The organism is Terrimonas pollutisoli, assembly GCF_029360765.1.
Classification (GTDB): domain Bacteria; phylum Bacteroidota; class Bacteroidia; order Chitinophagales; family Chitinophagaceae; genus Terrimonas_B; species Terrimonas_B pollutisoli.
Genome location: NZ_JARKNA010000003.1, coordinates 189,923 through 207,757 on the forward strand (window position 1 = coordinate 189,923; position 17,835 = coordinate 207,757).

Below are 17,835 nucleotides of genomic sequence, written 5' to 3' on the forward strand. Positions count from 1 at the left end.
ATGGTTAACTTGAAAAAAGGGCTGATTATTTTAGTTTTTCTTCCCAGTGTGTTGTGGGCCCAGGTAAACAAACTAACACTGGAAGATGCTTACCGCGAGGCACAAGCGAATTATCCCGTCATTAAGCAAAAGGACCTGGTAAGACAAACAGCTGAGTTGAATATCAGTAATCTTTCCAAAGGGAATTTGCCGCAACTATCATTTAATGGACAGGCCAGTTATCAATCCGATGTAACCAACGTGAATGTGCCGCTTCCCGGTGTCAAGATTCCTACACCGCAAAAGGATCAATATAAGATTACAGCTGATATCAGCCAGGTGCTGTTTGACGGCGGAGTGATAAAAGAGCAAAAAGTGGTGCAGCAATTAAATGCCGGCGTAGAAGAACAAAAAGTGGAAGTGGAGTTGTATAAGTTGAAAGAACGGATCAACCAGATCTACCTCGGCATTTTGTATCTCGATGAACAGTTGAAACAGCTTGACCTGGTAAAGCAGGATATCCAGATCGGCATTAAACGGGTAGAAGCACAGGTAAACAATGGGGTGGCCTTTAAGTCGAACCTGAATGTATTGAAAGCAGAGTTGTTGAAAACCAATCAACGTGTTATTGAGATAAAAGCTTCCCGCAAGGGTTACGTAGAGACATTAGGATTGTTTCTTAACCAGGCGCTCGATGAAAATATTGTGCTGGAAAAGCCAGCAGAACAAAAATTTTCCGCGTTAAATAATACGATCCAGCGACCCGAACTAGAATTGTACAATAACGAGATTAAATTATATGAACAACAGAATAGAGTTATCCAGTCGAAAAATCTTCCCAAGGCCAGTTTGTTCTTCCAGGGTGGTTATGGCCGGCCGGGTTTGAATATGCTCGATAATCAGTTTGACCTTTTTTATATCGGCGGGGTAAAATTGAACTGGCCGGTCAGCAATTTGTATACGAAGAAAAAAGAGAAGCAACTGGTAAAAGTGAACCAGCAGATCGTGGACACCAAAAAAGAAACCTTCCTTTTAAATACCAATACCCAGTTAAAACAACAGCAGTCGGAGATTGAAAAACTGGAACAGCTGATCACAACGGATAAAGAGATCATCGACATAAGAGCCAGTGTGAAAGATGCGACGAGAGCACAGTTGGAAAATGGCGTGACAACAGCCAATGATTACCTGCGTGAAATAAATGCCGAGGACCAGGCGAGACAGGCTTTGATCACCCATGAACTGCAATTACTTCAAGCAACTATTAATTATAAAACCATTTCCGGAAATCAATAAATCATTTATGCATAGAAAAATTTTTATACTGCCACTCGTTCTTTTTTCACTGGCAGCTTGTAACAACAATAATCATGAATTTGATGCGATGGGCACATTTGAAACCGATGAGGTGATCGTATCGTCCGAACTGGGTGGAAAGATCCTGTCGTTTACGATCGATGAAGGCGATACGGTGAGTAAAGACAAGATAGTAGGAGTGATTGATGCAGAAAATACAAAGCTCCAAAAAGAACAGGTAGAAGAAAGCATCAGGTCGCTGGGCCAAAAGACTTCCGATGTGTCGCCACAGGTAAAGCTGCTGGAGGATCAACTGGCCGTGCAACAGGCAAGGCTTGCCAATCTACAGCATGAAAAAACAAGAACGGAAAACCTTCTCAGGCAGGATGCCGCTACCGGCAAGCAACTGGATGATATCAACTTCCAAATCGAATCGGTGATGAGGGAAATGTCGGTAACTAAACAACAGATCAATGTGCAGCGCAATAATATTTCTACGCAAAATAGAAGCATACTAAGCGAAGAGAAACCGCTGGAAAAAAGGGTGGCGCAATTGGATGACCAATTGAAGAAGGCAAATATTGTGAACCCTGTGGCTGGTACCGTTACAACAAAGTATGTAGAGGAAGGCGAGATCACTTCTCCCGGTAAAGCTTTATATAAGATCGGTGACCTGTCAACAATGACACTGCGGGCATATATAACCGGTGTTCAGTTATCCAAGGTCAAATTGGGACAGCAGGTGAAAGTATTGGTAGATGACGGGGCTGAGAAGTATAAAGAATTGACTGGGACAGTCACCTGGATAGCTGATAAAGCTGAATTCACACCAAAAACTATCCAGACAAAAGATGAGCGGGCCAATCTTGTATATGCGATAAAAGTAAAAGTGAAGAATGATGGCTACCTGAAGATCGGCATGTATGGGGAAGTGAAATTGAATTAAGCTGCGAGCGATGAGCTAGGGCAATACTAATCGTTAAAAGAAGTTTATGGAAGCAGTCATTGCAGATAACATTGTCAAATTTTACGGCACTAAAAAGGCCGTTGTGCAGGCATTGCAGGGAATCAGCTTTAGCGTGGACAAGGGCGAGTTGTTTGGTATCATTGGTCCGGATGGAGCAGGCAAGACATCTCTCTTCCGTATTCTTATAACGCTGTTGTTGCCCGATGGTGGAAGTGCGAAAGTGGATGGCTTTGATGTCGTAAAAGATTTCAAAGAGATCCGGAAAAGAGTAGGCTATATGCCGGGCAAATTTTCGCTGTACCAGGATCTGACCGTTGCTGAAAACCTGGAATTTTTCGCCACGATTTTTAATACCAGCATTGAAGAAAATTATGAGTTGATCAAAGATATCTATGTACAGATTGAACCTTTTAAAGATCGCCGTGCCGGCAAATTATCAGGAGGAATGAAACAAAAGCTGGCTTTAAGCTGTGCATTGATACACCGGCCTTCTGTTTTGTTTTTGGATGAGCCCACCACAGGCGTGGATGCGGTATCCCGAAAAGAATTTTGGGAGATGTTGAAAAAATTAAAAGAGCAAGGCATCACCATTTTGGTTTCCACCCCTTATATGGATGAAGCCAGTCTTTGTGACCGGGTAATGTTGATGCAGGAAGGAAAAATGTTGTCCATGAATACGCCGGAAGCTGTCATTGCGGAATTTGGCAAACCCCTGTGGGCAGCCCGTTCGGCGAATATGCTTGAGCTTTTAAACGAGTTAAAGCGATTCGAAGATGCTGAAGACAGTTATCCTTTTGGTGAATATCATCATGTGGTGTTAAAAAATGGTTTTAATGAAGAGCAGCTCAGGAATTACCTGCTGGCAAATAATAAAGATGTTGAATTAAAACCGGTGCAGCCAAATATCGAAGATTGTTTCATGGCTTTAATGAGGCCCCCATCCCCTAAAGGGGAGTAATGCCCATTTTTAAGAGGGAATAGGCGTCATGATTTAAAATTGATAATATTTAAAATATGTCTGTCAATGATAAATGATCAAATCAACGGGAGTGTTCAAAACTCCCCTTTAGGGGATGGGGGCAACGTGATTATAGCAGACCATTTGACCAAACGGTTTGGCGACTTCACCGCTGTCAGTGAAATATCGTTTGAAGTAAGCAAAGGTGAGATTTTCGGTTTTTTAGGAGCAAACGGTGCCGGTAAAACAACAGCGATGCGCATGCTTTGTGGTCTTTCAATTCCGACTTCCGGCAAAGCTTCCGTTGCCGGGTTTGATGTATTCAGGCAAACTGAGTCTATCAAAAAAAACATCGGCTACATGAGTCAAAAGTTCTCCTTGTATGAAGATTTGACCGTGAAAGAAAATATGCGATTCTATGGTGGCATCTATGGAAAGTCCGATGCCTTTATAAAAGATAAAACTACGGCTATCATTGACGAACTGCATTTGCAAAAAGAGGCCAACAAACTGGTTAAATCATTGCCGCTTGGCTGGAAACAAAAGCTGGCGTTTTCCGTAGCCATTTTTCATGAACCTCAAATTGTTTTTTTGGATGAGCCAACGGGCGGCGTTGACCCGGTAACGAGGAGAGAGTTTTGGAACATGATCTATAAAGCGGCGGCCGATGGCATTACCGTTTTTGTTACGACGCATTATATGGACGAAGCGGAATATTGCAACCGGGTAAGCATCATGGTGGATGGTAAAATAGAAGCCCTGGACACGCCGGCAGGTTTGAAGCAATCATTTGGAGCCAGTTCAATGGATGATGTATTCCTGATGCTGGCCCGGAAAGCGACAAGAATGGCGGATTAGTTTGCTTCAGTAAAAATTAATATATGGCTGACAAAGCAAAAAAAATAAAACAAAAGGTAATATCAAACCTAAGTCTCCCCTTTAGGGCGACAGGGGGCAAGCAATTTATATCATTTGTAAAAAAAGAATTTCACCACATTTTTCGTGACAGGCGCACCCTGCTTATTTTGTTGGGAATGCCCGTCGTGCAGATCATCATTTTTGGATTTGCGTTGACCAATGAAGTGAAGAATGCAAAGATTGCTATGTTTGATCAATCGAAGGATGTGGCCACCACCTCCTTGCTGCAGGAAATAAATGCCAGCCGGTATTTTGACATCGAAGAAAATCTCTATTCATATAAGGACATTGAAACCGCTTTTAGAAAAGGAAAAATAAAGTTAGCCATTGTCTTGCCCGGGAACTTTAATGAAGAACTGCAACACTTTAATAAAGCACAGGTACAACTAATTGCAGATGCCTCTGATCCCAATGTTGCTACCACGCTTACCAATTATGCCGGTGCTATCATCTTAAACTACCAGGATCGCATCACGCATGACCGCAAACTGCCTTACACCATCAGCACCGAAACCAGGATGTTATATAATCCACAGCAAAAAGGCGCTTATAGTTTTGTGCCGGGTGTGATGGCGATGGTGCTGATGCTGGTATGTACGATGATGACCGCCATTACTATTGTCAGGGAAAAAGAATTGGGAACAATGGAAATAATGCTGGTTTCACCAATGCAGCCATTAAAGATCATTTTAGCAAAAGCCGTTCCTTATCTATTATTATCGCTGGTGAACATTGCAAGTATTTTGTGTTTAAGCGTTTTTGTGCTGGATGTGCCCATCAATGGAAGCATCCCATTTCTTATTGCTGAAAGCACACTGTTTACCATCACCTGCCTGGTGTTGGGCCTACTCATTTCTTCTTCTACCGGTTCACAACAAACCGCCATGTTTATTTCACTAACAGGAATGTTTTTACCGACTATTATGCTGAGCGGCTTTATGTTCCCGATTGAAAACATGCCAAAGCCATTGCAGTTGCTATCGAATATTGTGCCTGCCCGCTGGTTTTACGCTATTGTAAAGGATGTGATGATAAAGGGAGTGGGGCCGGCAGCAGTTTGGAAGGAAACATTAATCCTACTGGGGATGACGGGTATATTGCTCGGGTTGAGTATTAAGAAATTTAAAATAAGATTATCATAATTTTTAAACACCCTTAAGCCCCTTTAGGGGATGGGGGCAAGATCAGACTGGCATGAGAAGTTTACGTTTTTTATTACAGAAAGAGTTCCGGCAAATCTTCCGCGATAAGTCTATCCTGCGGATCATCTTTGTAATGCCGATGATACAACTGCTGATCCTCCCATTAGCGGCCGATTACGAAATGAAGAATATCAAGCTAAGTGTTGTCGATCATGATCATTCGGCGTATTCCCGCCAATTAATCAATAAGATTACGGCTTCCGGGTATTTTCAATTAAATGACCATTCAGGGTCTTTTAAAAATGCGATAACGGAGGTAGAAAAAGATCACTCGGATATTATACTTGAAATTCCAGCCCATTTTGAAAAAGATCTTGTGAAGGAGGACCAGGCAACGTTGTTTGTAGCTGCCAATGCGATTAACGGTGTAAAGGCCGGGTTGGGCAGTTCTTACCTGCAGAGTATTATCCGGGATTATAACCGCGAGGTTCGCACTGAGTGGGTACAGTTTCCCCGGTTCAATCCCGAGCTGAATATTGAGATCACTTCCTCTAACTGGTTTAACCCCTTCCTGAATTATCATTATTTCATGGTACCGGGTATCCTCGTGATCCTGGTAACGATGGTGGGGGCCTTCCTTACTTCTTTAAATATTGTCCGGGAGAAGGAGATAGGTACAATTGAGCAAATAAATGTGACGCCAATAAGGAAACACCATTTCATTTTGGGTAAGTTAATACCTTTTTGGATACTGGGTCTGCTGGTGATGTCGATTGGATTCCTGATTGCAAGGATCGTGTACGGCATCATACCAGCCGGGAGTTTTTTTACGATCTATGTTTTTGCTGCCTTATACCTGCTGGCTGTTTTGGGGCTGGGTTTGTTGGTCTCTACTTATACGTCTAACCAACAGCAAGCTATGCTGATCTCCTTTTTTATGATGATGATCTTTATTTTGTTGGGAGGTCTTTATACGTCTATTGATAGCATGCCGGATTGGGCTCAATGGGTCACTAAATTCAACCCGGTATCCTATTTTATAGAAGTAATGCGGATGGTGGTCCTAAAAGGAAGCACCCTGGCTGATATCAGCAAACACCTGTGGATAATGGCGGCATTTGCTGTTGGCCTCAATAGTTGGGCGGTCATTAATTATCGGAAAAGAAGCTAGTTCTGGAGTAGGGCATTAACCGGGAATTAAATCAGGGCCGGTTCAATTTTCAATTTTTCGTTATATTCGGATAACTAAAAACGAATGCTATGCTCAAACTCGGAGATTTAAAACAAGGCGACCATATTTTATTAAATGATGAGGGTGTAGAAAGAGAAGGGACGGTAGTAAAAGTGAGCCATGAGGAACGGCAGGCGCTGGTAAATAACGGCGTACAGGAATTTTGGTATAACCTCGATGAGATCCGGCCAATTCCCCTGGACGAAAAGCAATTGGTGCGGTTGGGCTTTACCAAAGAGGAGATGAACGGATCCGGAGCCGTAAAATATAAAAAGGACTCTTTCAGGTTGCTACTTCCTCATAAGGATGATTTTTCGAACATTGAAATGTGGTGGCGGGAAGATCGCCGGCATTTTAACTTTCCGCTTGGCGTACATGATTTGCAAAATTTGTATCATGATATGACCAAAGTTCCTCTTGGAATACATTAATAATAAATGAGTTAAGGGCTTTTTGCCCGGTTAAATAATTAATTTAGTTTTAGGCCCCGAAAAATAATCGGGGTTTTTTCTTTTTGTGGGTTCATCCTCCTATCTTTGCACCCCTAAAATTTGTATGTCGAAACAACCCCTTATTAAACAAGATGGTATCATTCTGGAAGCCCTGTCAAACGCCATGTTTAGGGTGAAGCTGGAAAACGGTCACGAAATATTGGCAACCATCTCTGGAAAAATGAGGATGCACTACATCCGGATTTTGCCGGGTGATAAAGTAGGAGTGGAGATTTCGCCGTATGATTTATCAAGGGGAAGAATCATTTTCAGATACAAATAGTCTTTGACTGTTTGGCAGAAAAGCAAATATTATGAAAGTTAGAGCATCCATTAAAAAGCGTAGCGCAGATTGCAAGATCGTTCGTCGTAAAGGCAAACTGTACGTAATTAACAAAAAGAATCCCCGCTTCAAGCAGCGCCAGGGATAATAGACAATTAGCAATATGCAATGTGCGGCTTAACCATTGTCAATTGCCTGTTGCCAATTTGAATTAAAAGAATCTAAAAAATAATAGAAAACTATGGCTCGTATTGCCGGTGTTGATTTACCAAAAAATAAAAGAGGCGAAATAGGTCTGACCTATATCTATGGTATTGGTCCATCTACTGCTAAATATATTCTGGACAAGAATAACATTAGCCGTGATAAAAAAGTACATGAGTGGAATGATGAAGACCTGAATGCAATCCGTAACACTATTACGGAGGAATTAAAGGTTGAAGGTCAACTTCGTTCTGAAGTGCAAATGAGCATCAAGCGTTTGCTTGACATCGCTTGCTACCGTGGCCTTCGTCATCGTAAAGGGTTGCCGGTTCGTGGTCAGCGTACCAAGACGAATAGCCGTACGAGAAAAGGTAAACGTAAGACAGTAGCCGGTAAGAAAAAAGCCGCTAAGAAGTAATAAACGGGAGTTCGGAGTCTTAGCAATGAGATTCCGAATTCTTCATTATACGACTTACATTCAAATGAATCAATTGCGGATCGCTTCGTAAGTCAGCAGGAGGATTGATTCAGTTTCGGGTTCAATTTAGAAACCGGAAATTTTTTAAAAAGAAAAGATTACCTCGGAACAACAATTATGGCAAAAGCACAAGCACAAAACAGCGCAAAAGCTGCAGCTAAAAAAAGAGTGGTGAAAGTGGACGCTTACGGCGATGCACACATTTCAGCTACATTCAACAACATCATCGTTAGTTTGACCAACAAAACCGGCCAGGTGATAGCCTGGAGCAGCGCTGGTAAAATGGGCTTCAGAGGTTCTAAAAAGAACACTCCTTATGCAGCCCAAATGGCAGCAAGCGACGCAGCAAAAGTGGCGCTGGATGCAGGTTTGAAAAGAGTTGATGTATATGTTAAAGGACCAGGCGCAGGCCGTGAAGGAGCTATCCGCTCTCTCTCCCAGTCAGGTATTGAAGTAGTGATGATCAAGGATATCACTCCGCTGCCACACAATGGTTGCCGTCCTCCCAAGAAAAGAAGAGTATAAAGAAAAGCTATGAGCTGTAAGCCCCGAGCCTAAGTCTCGTAGCTAAAAGCTCGAAGCTCTATACATATTGAGCCAATTTGGTTTCATTTTAAAAAAGGGTGCTTGATTGATTTTTTAACGCTTTTACTGATCAAAGCACCGGTACAAAAAAGCGTAAATGAATAAAAACTATGGCACGTTACACTGGTCCAAAGACCAAGATCTCCCGTATTTTCGGTGAGCCAATTTTAGGCAATGGTAAATGGTTGGGTAAAAACAGCAACCCTCCCGGTCAGCACGGTGAAAAGCGTAAACGTAAAACTTTAGGTGAATACGCTTTACAGCTTCGTGAAAAACAAAAAGCCAAATACACTTACGGCATTTTGGAAAAACAATTCCGCAAAACATTTGAAGAAGCTTCCCGTATCAAAGGAGTAACAGGTGAAAACCTTATCAAATTACTTGAAGCCCGTTTGGATAATACAGTTTATCGTATGGGTATTGCTCCTAGTCGTCCTGCTGCACGCCAGTTGGTAAGCCACAAACATGTGGAAGTAAACGGTGAGGTAGTAAACGTACCTTCTTATCAATTGAAAGCCGGTGATATCATCACCATCAAAGAAGGTAGCAAAGACAGAACTTCAATCACAAGCGTAATCAAAGGAAAGAATCCAAAGTTCAGCTGGCTGGATTGGAATGAAACTGAACTGAAAGGTACTTTCATTACTTACCCGGAAAGAGAAAACGTTCCTGAAAATATCAAGGAACAACTGATCGTAGAGTTGTATTCTAAATAAGAAAGCCGCGAGCCATGAGCCGTGAGCTTCGATCCTTTGCTCACAGCTCGTAGCTAAAAGCTCACAGCTTTTCCCAAACATTTAAAAACTAAATCTAAAATATGGCCATTTTAAATTTCCAGAAGCCGGATAAGATCATACTGCAAAAAGCAAATGATTTCGAAGCTCAGTTTGAGTTTCGTCCATTGGAACCTGGTTATGGTGTAACCATTGGTAATGCACTACGCCGTGTATTGCTGAATTCATTAGAAGGTTATGCAATTGTTGGCGTAAAGATAGAAGGTGTAGAGCATGAATTTGCTACCATGAAGGGTGTTTCAGAAGATGTAGTGGAGATATTTCTGAACCTGAAACAGGTTCGTTTCAAAAAAATCGTGGATCACGAAGTGGCAAATGAGAAGATCATTTTATCGTTGAAGAATAAAACTGAATTCACAGCTGGTTTGATCGGTGAGGCAACTCATTCTTTCCAGATCATGAACCCTGATTTACTTATCTGCACGTTGGATTCATCTGCCAAGATGGATATTGAACTGACTATCGGAAAAGGTCGTGGCTATGTTCCGGCTGAAGATAACAAGCCAAAAGATGCTCCATTGGGTTATATTCCGATCGACTCTATTTACACGCCGATCAAGAATGTAAAATACACGATTGAAAATACCCGTGTGGAACAGCGCACAGACTTTGAAAAACTGATCATGGAAGTTTCTACCGATGGTACTATCCATCCGGAAGAAGCCGTGAAACAAGCTTCAAGGATCCTGATCCAGCATTTGATGATCATCACTGATGAAAACATCACTTTCGACAACAAAGAAGAGAAAAAAGAAGACCTCGTGGATGAGCAAACTCTGCAATTGCGCAAAGTGTTGAAGACTCCATTAGAGGACCTCGATCTTTCTGTTCGTGCTTTCAACTGTCTGAAAGCAGCTAAGATCAACTCATTGAGTGAACTGGTGCAATATGAGCAGGAAGACCTGATGAAATTCCGCAACTTCGGTCAGAAATCATTGGCTGAAATTGAGCAGGTGTTGGGTGAAAGAGGCCTTGGCTTCGGAATGGACCTGCAGAAACTGGGTGTTGATAAAGATGAACTGTAACCCCCGCTCCGCCAGCCGGCGGAGAGTTTGGAAAGTTCTTTTAATTATTTTTTTAATAAAGGCTTATTAGCATCTAATGAGCGAAGGCTGTAATTCCTGACACGGTACAGCCGGATATTATATAACATGAATTTGGAATAAGGATTTGTAAGAATGGTTTTCATTTTCACATCTCCAGATTCTCAAATTTTCAAATTAAAACGTCATGCGTCACGGAGACAAAGTAAAAAATCTTAGCCGCACCAAAGCACACAGAGATGCTTTGTTGAGCAACCTCGCCTGCCAGTTAATTGCGCACAAGAGGATCGTAACTACCGTAGCCAAAGCAAAAGCTTTGCGTGTTTATGTAGAGCCACTGATCACAAAGGGTAAAACAAATACTACTCACGAACGCCGTGTGGTATTTAGTTATTTACAGGATAAAGAAGCCATCAAGGAATTATTTGGTACCGTAGCTGAAAAAGTAGGTGGCCGTCCCGGTGGTTATACCCGAATCATTAAGTTGGGTGCCCGCCCTGGTGATAATGCTGAAAAAGCATTGATCGAGTTAGTGGACTTTAATGAAATCTATGGTAAGGGTAAAGGGGAAGCTAAAGAAGCTGCCAAGAAAACCCGTCGTAGCCGTGGAGGTTCCAAGAAAACTGAAGCAGCTAAAATGGAAGAAGTAAAAGCAGAAGAAGCTGATACAAAGGAATAGTTTGGCTTAAATAAATATTTTGAAAAGACCCTTTTATTTAAGAGGGTCTTTTTCTATTTTAGCCATTCACCAAAACAAACCACCATTTTATGAAGAAGATTTTCTTATCCCTTCTCGGGCTATCTTTCGCCTACACAATATCTTTCGCTAAAGAACCCGGTGATTCTCTGAACATAATTGTTGATGAGTTGAAAAGGATGGATTCTATAGAAAGCTCATTGCATTATAAAACCGGAGTCATTAAGTTAGGGTCAGGTATTGCTACGATCAATGTGCCACCTAATTTTAAGTTTCTTGAATCTGCTGAAGCAGCTTATGTGGTTCAGGATCTCTGGGGAAATCCCAAGGGGAACGCACCCTTAGGAGTATTGTTTCCGGACAATAGCGGAGCCACCGATGCAGGCGGATATGCTTTTATCGTGAAATTTGAAGAGCTTGGTTTTGTAAAAGATGACGATGCCGGTAAGATCAACTATGATGACTTGTTGAAAGATTTAAAAGAAAGCAGTGTAAAAGAGAATGAAGAAAGAAAGAAACAAGGTCTTTATACAATGGATCTGCTTGGTTGGGCTGCAAAACCACATTATGACAAAGAAAAAAAAGTTTTGTATTGGGCAAAAGAATTTTCTGTCTCTGGTTCGGAACAACATACATTGAACTATGACGTACGCATACTGGGACGGAAAGGTGTATTGACGCTGCAGGCTGTTTCGTCCATGCAGGAATTAGATAGTGTTAACAATCATTTGGATGAGGTATTAAAAATGGTAACCTTCAACGAGGGAAACCGCTATGCGGATTTTGATTCTAAGACCGATGATGTAGCTGCATGGACCATTGGTGGTCTTGTGGCTGGAAAGGTGTTGGCGAAAGTAGGTTTCTTTGCCGTGATTCTTAAGTTCCTAAAGTTTATCATTATCGGTATTGGATTAGCCGGCACAGCAATTTGGAAGTTTGTCACTGGCAGGAGAAAAAAACAGGAGGAATTTGTTTACGAGCCACAGCCGGTTCCAGGTGAAGACAACAATACAAACAACACTCCTTCCTAATAAATGATTCAACAATAATTTGTTCAAAACCCCGGATGGCTGGGGTTTTTTGCTGCAATAACAGATAGTTTTTTTCTGCCAGCGTAAAATGAATTATTTTCATGTGTTTAATTGCTATTGTTTTTTAGCCACATGGAATTCGCCCCGGCTGTAAACGTCGGGACTCATTTCAGGCACTATTGACTGCTTGCCAGGTTATACTTGAATTTTTAATTTTCATTGCATGAACCATCAGTCAAACAGACCATTACAAAAGTATCGGAATGAAGTTGGGATACGTTTTCAACTTTATAACAGCCTTTTTACGTCATTGCCTTTTCACCGGATTGAAAAGACAGGAATTTTATTGTCCTTATTGTCCAGTAACTGTGAAGAAGGATATAAGAAGAACTTAAGCCCTATTCGTATCATCGACGAATTTTTTACCAAGCATACTTCCTATTTTAATGAGAAGGATAAGACGGATCTGCTTTTTCGTTTTGTACAATACCTCGAAAGACAGGTAGTATTATTCGATGCTCTCGAAGATGCTGCGTTTAAAGAAGTACATGATCTGAATGGTGTAGGTACATTAAAGCATATTGAGTCAGAAGTAATCCAGGATAATAAAGAAGCAGAACTGGAAGAAAAACTAAAAGACTTTTCCATCCGGCTTGTATTGACCGCGCATCCTACACAGTTTTATCCGGGTTCTGTCCTGGGTATTATCAATGACCTGGCAAGAGCTCTTGCTGATAACAACACGAATGTTGTAAATACTTATTTGCAGCAGTTGGGAAAAACTCCCTTTTTTAAAAAGAAAAAGCCCACGCCTTATGATGAGGCTATTAGTTTGATTTGGTACCTGGAGAATGTTTTTTATTCAGCTGCAGGCAAAATAGTGTCATCACTAAAGTCGAAATTTCCGGATGCGGTGAGTGATGAAAACCCAATTATCAGAATGGGATTCTGGCCCGGTGGCGACAGGGATGGAAATCCATTCGTCACAAGTGATATTACATTACAGGTAGCAGATGCATTAAGGGGAAGCATTATTAAATGTTATTACCTGGAAGTGCGCCGGTTGAAACGCAGACTTACATTCGAAGGTGTTGATACGGTGTTGTCCGAATTGGAAAATAAATTATACAGTAACCTTTTTATCCCTGGACTTAAGACCAGGCTCACAAAGGAAGAAATTTTGACTACATTGGAGCAGATACGCCAAACAATCATTCACCAGCATAATGGGTTGTTCCTGCACACCGTTACTAATCTTATCAATAAAATAGAGGTATTCGGATTGCACTTTGCTTCATTAGACATCCGGCAGGAAAGTTCGGTGCACGGGAAATTGTTCCAGGCACTGGCGAATAAACAGCATGTGTTGCCTGCTCATTATGGCGAGCTAACTGATGAAGAAAAAATCAATGTATTAGGATCGATTAATAAGGTGGCAGATATTGAGCAGTTGGAGGATCCCATACACAAGGATACACTCAAGTCTACTCAATGTGTAAAGACGATACAACAATTCAATGGCCCGGAAGGATGCAACCGGTATATCATCAGCCAGTGTAACAGCGCATTGAATGCAATGGAAGTTTACGGGTTATTTCTGCTGGGAGGATGGAAGCCGGAAGAAATGAATATTGACATTATACCGTTGTTTGAGACCATCGGGGATTTGAAACACGCTGCACAGGTAATGCAAACATTGTATACCAACCCAGTCTACCGTGAGCATTTAAAAAGAAGAAACAACAAGCAAACAATTATGCTTGGTTTTTCGGATGGTACCAAGGATGGTGGTTACCTGATGGCCAACTGGGGCATTTATAAAGCAAAGGAGGAACTGACTGCGATATCACGCCAATACAATGTACAGGTAGTATTTTTTGATGGCAGAGGCGGTCCTCCCTCAAGAGGTGGTGGTAAAACGCATAAGTTCTATGCTTCTATGGGGCAAAATATTTCGAATGAAGAAATACAATTGACCATACAGGGCCAGACAGTAAGTTCCAACTTTGGTACGATAGACTCTGCACAGTATAATATGGAGCAGCTGTTGAATGCGGGCATCACCAATGATTTGTATGCACATTTGCAAACGACATTTACAAACGAAGAAGATGCGTTGTTACAGGAGCTTTCTGAATTTTCTTATAACGCCTACCAGCGATTAAGAGACCATCCTTACCTGGCAGATTACTTGTTGCAGGCAAGCCCGTTAAGATTTTACAGTGAAACGAATATCGGTAGCCGGCCAGCAAAAAGAGGAGCTTCTTCAGGTCTTACATTGAAAGATCTGCGGGCCATACCGTTTGCTGGTTCATGGAGCCAGTTAAAGCAAAATGTAACAGGATTTTACGGTGTAGGTTCAGCACTTCGTAAAATTGAGGAGCAAGGAAAATTCCCTGCGATAAAGGAGCTGTATAAAAAATCATTGTTCTTTAAAACCTTGCTCGACAATTGTGAGATGGCAATGCTGAAATCTTTTTTTCCGCTGACGGCTTATCTCAGCAAGCATAAGTTGTTTGGTGAAATATGGCAAATGATATTTGATGAGTATGAACTGACACGCCAATATCTGACAAAATTATCAGGTCATACTGAGTTGATGGCTGATTACCCCGTGGATCAGTTGTCGATTCAAATGCGTGAGAGGATTGTGTTACCGCTGCTTACTATTCAGCAGTATGCTCTTACCAAAATCAGGGAGATAGATGAGCAGCTTGTACAGGCGCCGGTAAAAGAAGTATATGAGAAGCTGGTGATGCGTTGTTCATTTGGAATTATTAATGCAGGGAGAAATTCAGCATAAAAGCTACACTTTTCTAAATTAAAAATGCCGGACACGAATCCGGCATTTTTAATAGCACTAAGATGATAAAGTTATTAAAATTTCAATACCGCTGCCAGCAGACCGGTAAATGTTGATTTTGTCGGATCCGAATCGCCATCGGTAAATATTTCCTCTTTGGCAGTTTCGAAACGTAATTCAGGAATAATGGTAAGCGGGCCCACTTTATAATTCAACGATAAAGTATTGGCAAAAATATTGTCCGTCGGGAAATAAACATTTTTGCTGTCACCAATATATTCGCTTCTTAACGTAAGCCCGATTTTGGGGCTAGGATCAGCATTCAAATAAAGTGCAGTTCCCCACCAGGACCCGTCTTCAACTGTTGATCCATCAACTTGTTTCCTGGATTGCAACGTGCCATTGAAACCTATATTAAATTTACTGCTAAGAGTACCTAATAAAACCAAATCCAACTGGTTTAACGATTTTAAACCACTTGGGTTGTCACCGCCCTTCGCTCCTCCAAAGCCCACATAGTTCAAATAATATTTGAAAGCTCCTTCACCAGCCGAGCCGCTAAACTGTGCCAATGCGGTTTTTACAGAGTGAGTTGAGGTGCTTTGATCGGTATAGTTTGCTACGCCAAGCATAAATCCAACCGGGCCGGCAGTAATATCAGCTTTTATACCTGTATGAAAAAAAGGCCCGTTAGTAAACATATAGCTCATGCTATAGTTTCTGTTTAGTGGCGCATCCAGCAATTCATAACCTACATGTGTTCCAAACTTACCCATGGTAAATTTTATTTTAGAGGAAGGTGAATAAGTTACAAATGCCTGTTTTACATTGGACAGAGAGATAAAGCCATTCTTACCGTCGGCTTCGGCACCATCATTATAAGAAAATTCTTCAGCCCTGCGGCCAAATCCAAGATCAACTGTACCGCCTACTTTTCCTGATAGCGCAGTAAAATCCGCCCGAAGGCTTGCCATACCCAGCTCAAATGAGTTTTGAGAATTAGTAAAACTGGTATAATTATTTGTCACATCAGATTTGCCGGCAAAATTATACCGGTAATAAGCATCCACATTGCCCGAAATGGTAAGCGCCTTTGTAGTGTCGTCCTGTGCTATTGCCAATTGGGAAAGTGAAAAAACAAGAAGAAGTGTTGTAAGGATTGAAGCAGTTTTTTTTCGTAGCATTGTTTTTACATTTTAGATGTTAAGGAAAGGGCACAGCCGGTATAAACTTCTTCGAGAAGTTTATACCAACTTAAATGTGCCTATTCTATGTTTAAAAAAAGGGGTAGGAGTGCTAGACTCTTAATGTGTAACGGTCTTTTCTTCAACAGTACCATTATTGTGAACCAATAAAGTACCCTGGAGATATTTTTCATTGTGTTGTGAAGCATCAAGACCTTCTTCTTCTTCTTTCTCATTTACCCTCATTGGTAATATCATATTAATTACCTTGAAAAGGATAAAGGAAACAACGAAGCTATAAGTTACAGCCAATGCCATGCCTTTTAACTGGATCAGGAATTGACCATCTAATACGAGTGAGTTAACAGTTTTGCTTCCAAAAACACCGGTGAGGAGCATACCAGTCATACCACCGAGACCATGGCAGGCAAATACATCCAAAGGATCGTCATATTTGGTTTTGTGTTTCAGGAATTCAGCCACTACATTCGATACAATAGCAGCTACAAATCCGATGAATAGGGCCTGGGGTACACCCACAAAACCTGCAGCCGGAGTGATGGCAACAAGACCAACCACTGCACCAATACAAAAGCCAAGTACGGAAGGTTTTTTGCCACGGATCACATCCCAGAACATCCAGGAAAGACCTGCAGCGGCAGCAGCTGTATTAGTTGTAGCAAAAGCATACACGCCCAATGAACCTGCGCCTACAGCACTACCAGCGTTAAAACCAAACCAACCAAACCAAAGCAAACCAGTACCAATTAATACATAAGGAATATTGGCAGGAGAAGTGGCAGTGGTTGATTTACGTGGTTTCAGCACCAGGGCGCCTGCCAATGCAGCCATACCTGCTGAAATATGTACTACCGTACCACCCGCAAAGTCAAGAACACCCCATTTGAACATCAGTCCGTCGGGATGCCATGCCATATGGGCCAAAGGAGCATATACAAGAGCTCCAAATAAAACAATGAACAGTGTGTAAGAGCTAAAGCGGATACGTTCTGCAACCGCACCAACCACCAGGCCCGGAGTGATGATCGCAAACATCAATTGGAAGAATGCGAACAGGGGCAGGGGAATAGTCGCTGCGAGACTCCAGGGTTCGCCATCCATCACACCTTTAAAGAATAAAAATGTGCTGGGGTCGCCAATAAAGCCACCAATTGATTTTCCAAAACAAAGACTGAACTGAACGACAATCCAAAGAACTGAAATGATACCAGCTGAAACAGTACTCTTAATCATGGTAGACAAAACGTTTTTACGGCCTACCATTCCGCCATAAAAGAAAGCAAGAGCGGGCGTCATTAAAAAAACAAAAGCACACGACACTAACATCCAGGCAATGTCACCGCTGTTGTAAACGTATTTTGGCGTCTTTCCATCTTCGCCTAATACAGATGCAGGATCAAAGGAGGCTGCAGGGCTAACGAAGATTGCAGCAATTGCGATTCCCAGTAATATCAGGAATGGCGCCACCTGTTTCACAGTTGTTTTACTCATAATCAGAAACGTGGGGTTTATAGTTATTAAGAAAAAATATAATGCAGCAATCGATAATGTAAATTAGGCCTTTTTTAAATAAAATCGATAAATTATGCTATTTATTTAGGCTAGTGTAAAAAAAAATTGATTTTTGTTAATAGAATTTCCAATTGTCTAAAAATTTAATATGTCAGTATGACACTATATGTTGACTATTAATTGCTTGTTTTTCAAAACAATAGTTTTTTAAAAGCGGC

Annotated in this window: 18 protein-coding genes; 16 read left to right on the forward strand and 2 right to left on the reverse strand. The window is 41.5% G+C overall.

Features of this window, described 5'->3' with window-relative positions; all coding sequences use genetic code 11:
* From P2W73_RS07395 to P2W73_RS07470, 16 genes are all read left to right on the forward strand, one after another.
* A complete protein-coding gene (locus P2W73_RS07395) occupies positions 1-1,275 on the forward strand; it encodes a TolC family protein (protein ID WP_276501367.1) in 1,275 nt (424 codons plus the stop codon).
* A gap of 7 nt (positions 1,276-1,282) precedes the next feature.
* Positions 1,283-2,221, forward strand: a complete 939-nt coding sequence (locus tag P2W73_RS07400) for an HlyD family secretion protein (protein WP_276501368.1) — start codon at positions 1,283-1,285, stop codon at positions 2,219-2,221.
* A gap of 46 nt (positions 2,222-2,267) precedes the next feature.
* Positions 2,268-3,200, forward strand: coding sequence for an ABC transporter ATP-binding protein (locus P2W73_RS07405; protein WP_276501369.1), 933 nt, complete (start codon positions 2,268-2,270; stop codon positions 3,198-3,200).
* A 66-nt stretch (positions 3,201-3,266) separates the two neighbouring features.
* Positions 3,267-4,058: an ABC transporter ATP-binding protein gene (locus P2W73_RS07410; RefSeq protein WP_276501370.1), complete on the forward strand. Its 792-nt coding sequence runs from the start codon at positions 3,267-3,269 to the stop codon at positions 4,056-4,058.
* 23 nt (positions 4,059-4,081) lie between these two features.
* A complete protein-coding gene (locus tag P2W73_RS07415) occupies positions 4,082-5,260 on the forward strand; it encodes an ABC transporter permease (protein WP_276501371.1) in 1,179 nt (392 codons plus the stop codon).
* Positions 5,261-5,312: 52 nt separating this feature from the next.
* Positions 5,313-6,431, forward strand: a complete 1,119-nt coding sequence (locus P2W73_RS07420; protein ID WP_276501372.1) for an ABC transporter permease — start codon at positions 5,313-5,315, stop codon at positions 6,429-6,431.
* Between the two features lie 89 nt (positions 6,432-6,520).
* On the forward strand, positions 6,521-6,922 hold the full coding sequence (locus P2W73_RS07425) for a hypothetical protein (protein ID WP_276501373.1): 402 nt from the start codon (positions 6,521-6,523) through the stop codon (positions 6,920-6,922).
* A 124-nt stretch (positions 6,923-7,046) separates the two neighbouring features.
* Complete coding sequence (gene infA / locus P2W73_RS07430) at positions 7,047-7,265, forward strand: translation initiation factor IF-1 (protein WP_276501374.1); 219 nt, start codon at positions 7,047-7,049, stop codon at positions 7,263-7,265.
* Positions 7,266-7,296: 31 nt separating this feature from the next.
* Positions 7,297-7,413 (forward strand): type B 50S ribosomal protein L36, encoded by a 117-nt coding sequence (ykgO, locus tag P2W73_RS07435; protein WP_038084689.1) that lies wholly within the window; start codon positions 7,297-7,299, stop codon positions 7,411-7,413.
* Between the two features lie 93 nt (positions 7,414-7,506).
* A complete protein-coding gene (gene rpsM / locus P2W73_RS07440; protein ID WP_276501375.1) occupies positions 7,507-7,887 on the forward strand; it encodes a 30S ribosomal protein S13 in 381 nt (126 codons plus the stop codon).
* Between the two features lie 177 nt (positions 7,888-8,064).
* Positions 8,065-8,472 (forward strand): 30S ribosomal protein S11, encoded by a 408-nt coding sequence (gene rpsK / locus P2W73_RS07445; protein WP_276501376.1) that lies wholly within the window; start codon positions 8,065-8,067, stop codon positions 8,470-8,472.
* Positions 8,473-8,642: 170 nt separating this feature from the next.
* Positions 8,643-9,248, forward strand: a complete 606-nt coding sequence (rpsD, locus tag P2W73_RS07450; protein WP_276501377.1) for a 30S ribosomal protein S4 — start codon at positions 8,643-8,645, stop codon at positions 9,246-9,248.
* Positions 9,249-9,349: 101 nt separating this feature from the next.
* A complete protein-coding gene (locus P2W73_RS07455; protein ID WP_276501378.1) occupies positions 9,350-10,351 on the forward strand; it encodes a DNA-directed RNA polymerase subunit alpha in 1,002 nt (333 codons plus the stop codon).
* Positions 10,352-10,556: 205 nt separating this feature from the next.
* Positions 10,557-11,048 carry a 50S ribosomal protein L17 gene (gene rplQ, locus P2W73_RS07460; RefSeq protein WP_276501379.1) on the forward strand — a complete coding sequence of 164 codons (492 nt, stop codon included), beginning with the start codon at positions 10,557-10,559 and terminating at the stop codon, positions 11,046-11,048.
* 89 nt (positions 11,049-11,137) lie between these two features.
* Entirely contained in the window at positions 11,138-12,097 is a 960-nt protein-coding gene (locus P2W73_RS07465; RefSeq protein ID WP_276501380.1) for a DUF2167 domain-containing protein, read from the forward strand.
* A gap of 223 nt (positions 12,098-12,320) precedes the next feature.
* A complete protein-coding gene (locus P2W73_RS07470; protein WP_276501381.1) occupies positions 12,321-14,900 on the forward strand; it encodes a phosphoenolpyruvate carboxylase in 2,580 nt (859 codons plus the stop codon).
* Between the two features lie 74 nt (positions 14,901-14,974).
* Here the strand turns inward: P2W73_RS07470 and P2W73_RS07475 are convergent, their stop codons facing one another.
* A complete protein-coding gene (locus P2W73_RS07475; protein WP_276501382.1) occupies positions 14,975-16,084 on the reverse strand; it encodes an outer membrane beta-barrel protein in 1,110 nt (369 codons plus the stop codon).
* Positions 16,085-16,204: 120 nt separating this feature from the next.
* The gene (locus P2W73_RS07480) at positions 16,205-17,596 is read right to left on the reverse strand and encodes an ammonium transporter (RefSeq protein ID WP_276501383.1); all 1,392 of its coding nucleotides are present in this window, start codon (positions 17,594-17,596) and stop codon (positions 16,205-16,207) included.
* Positions 17,597-17,835 lie beyond the last annotated feature (239 nt).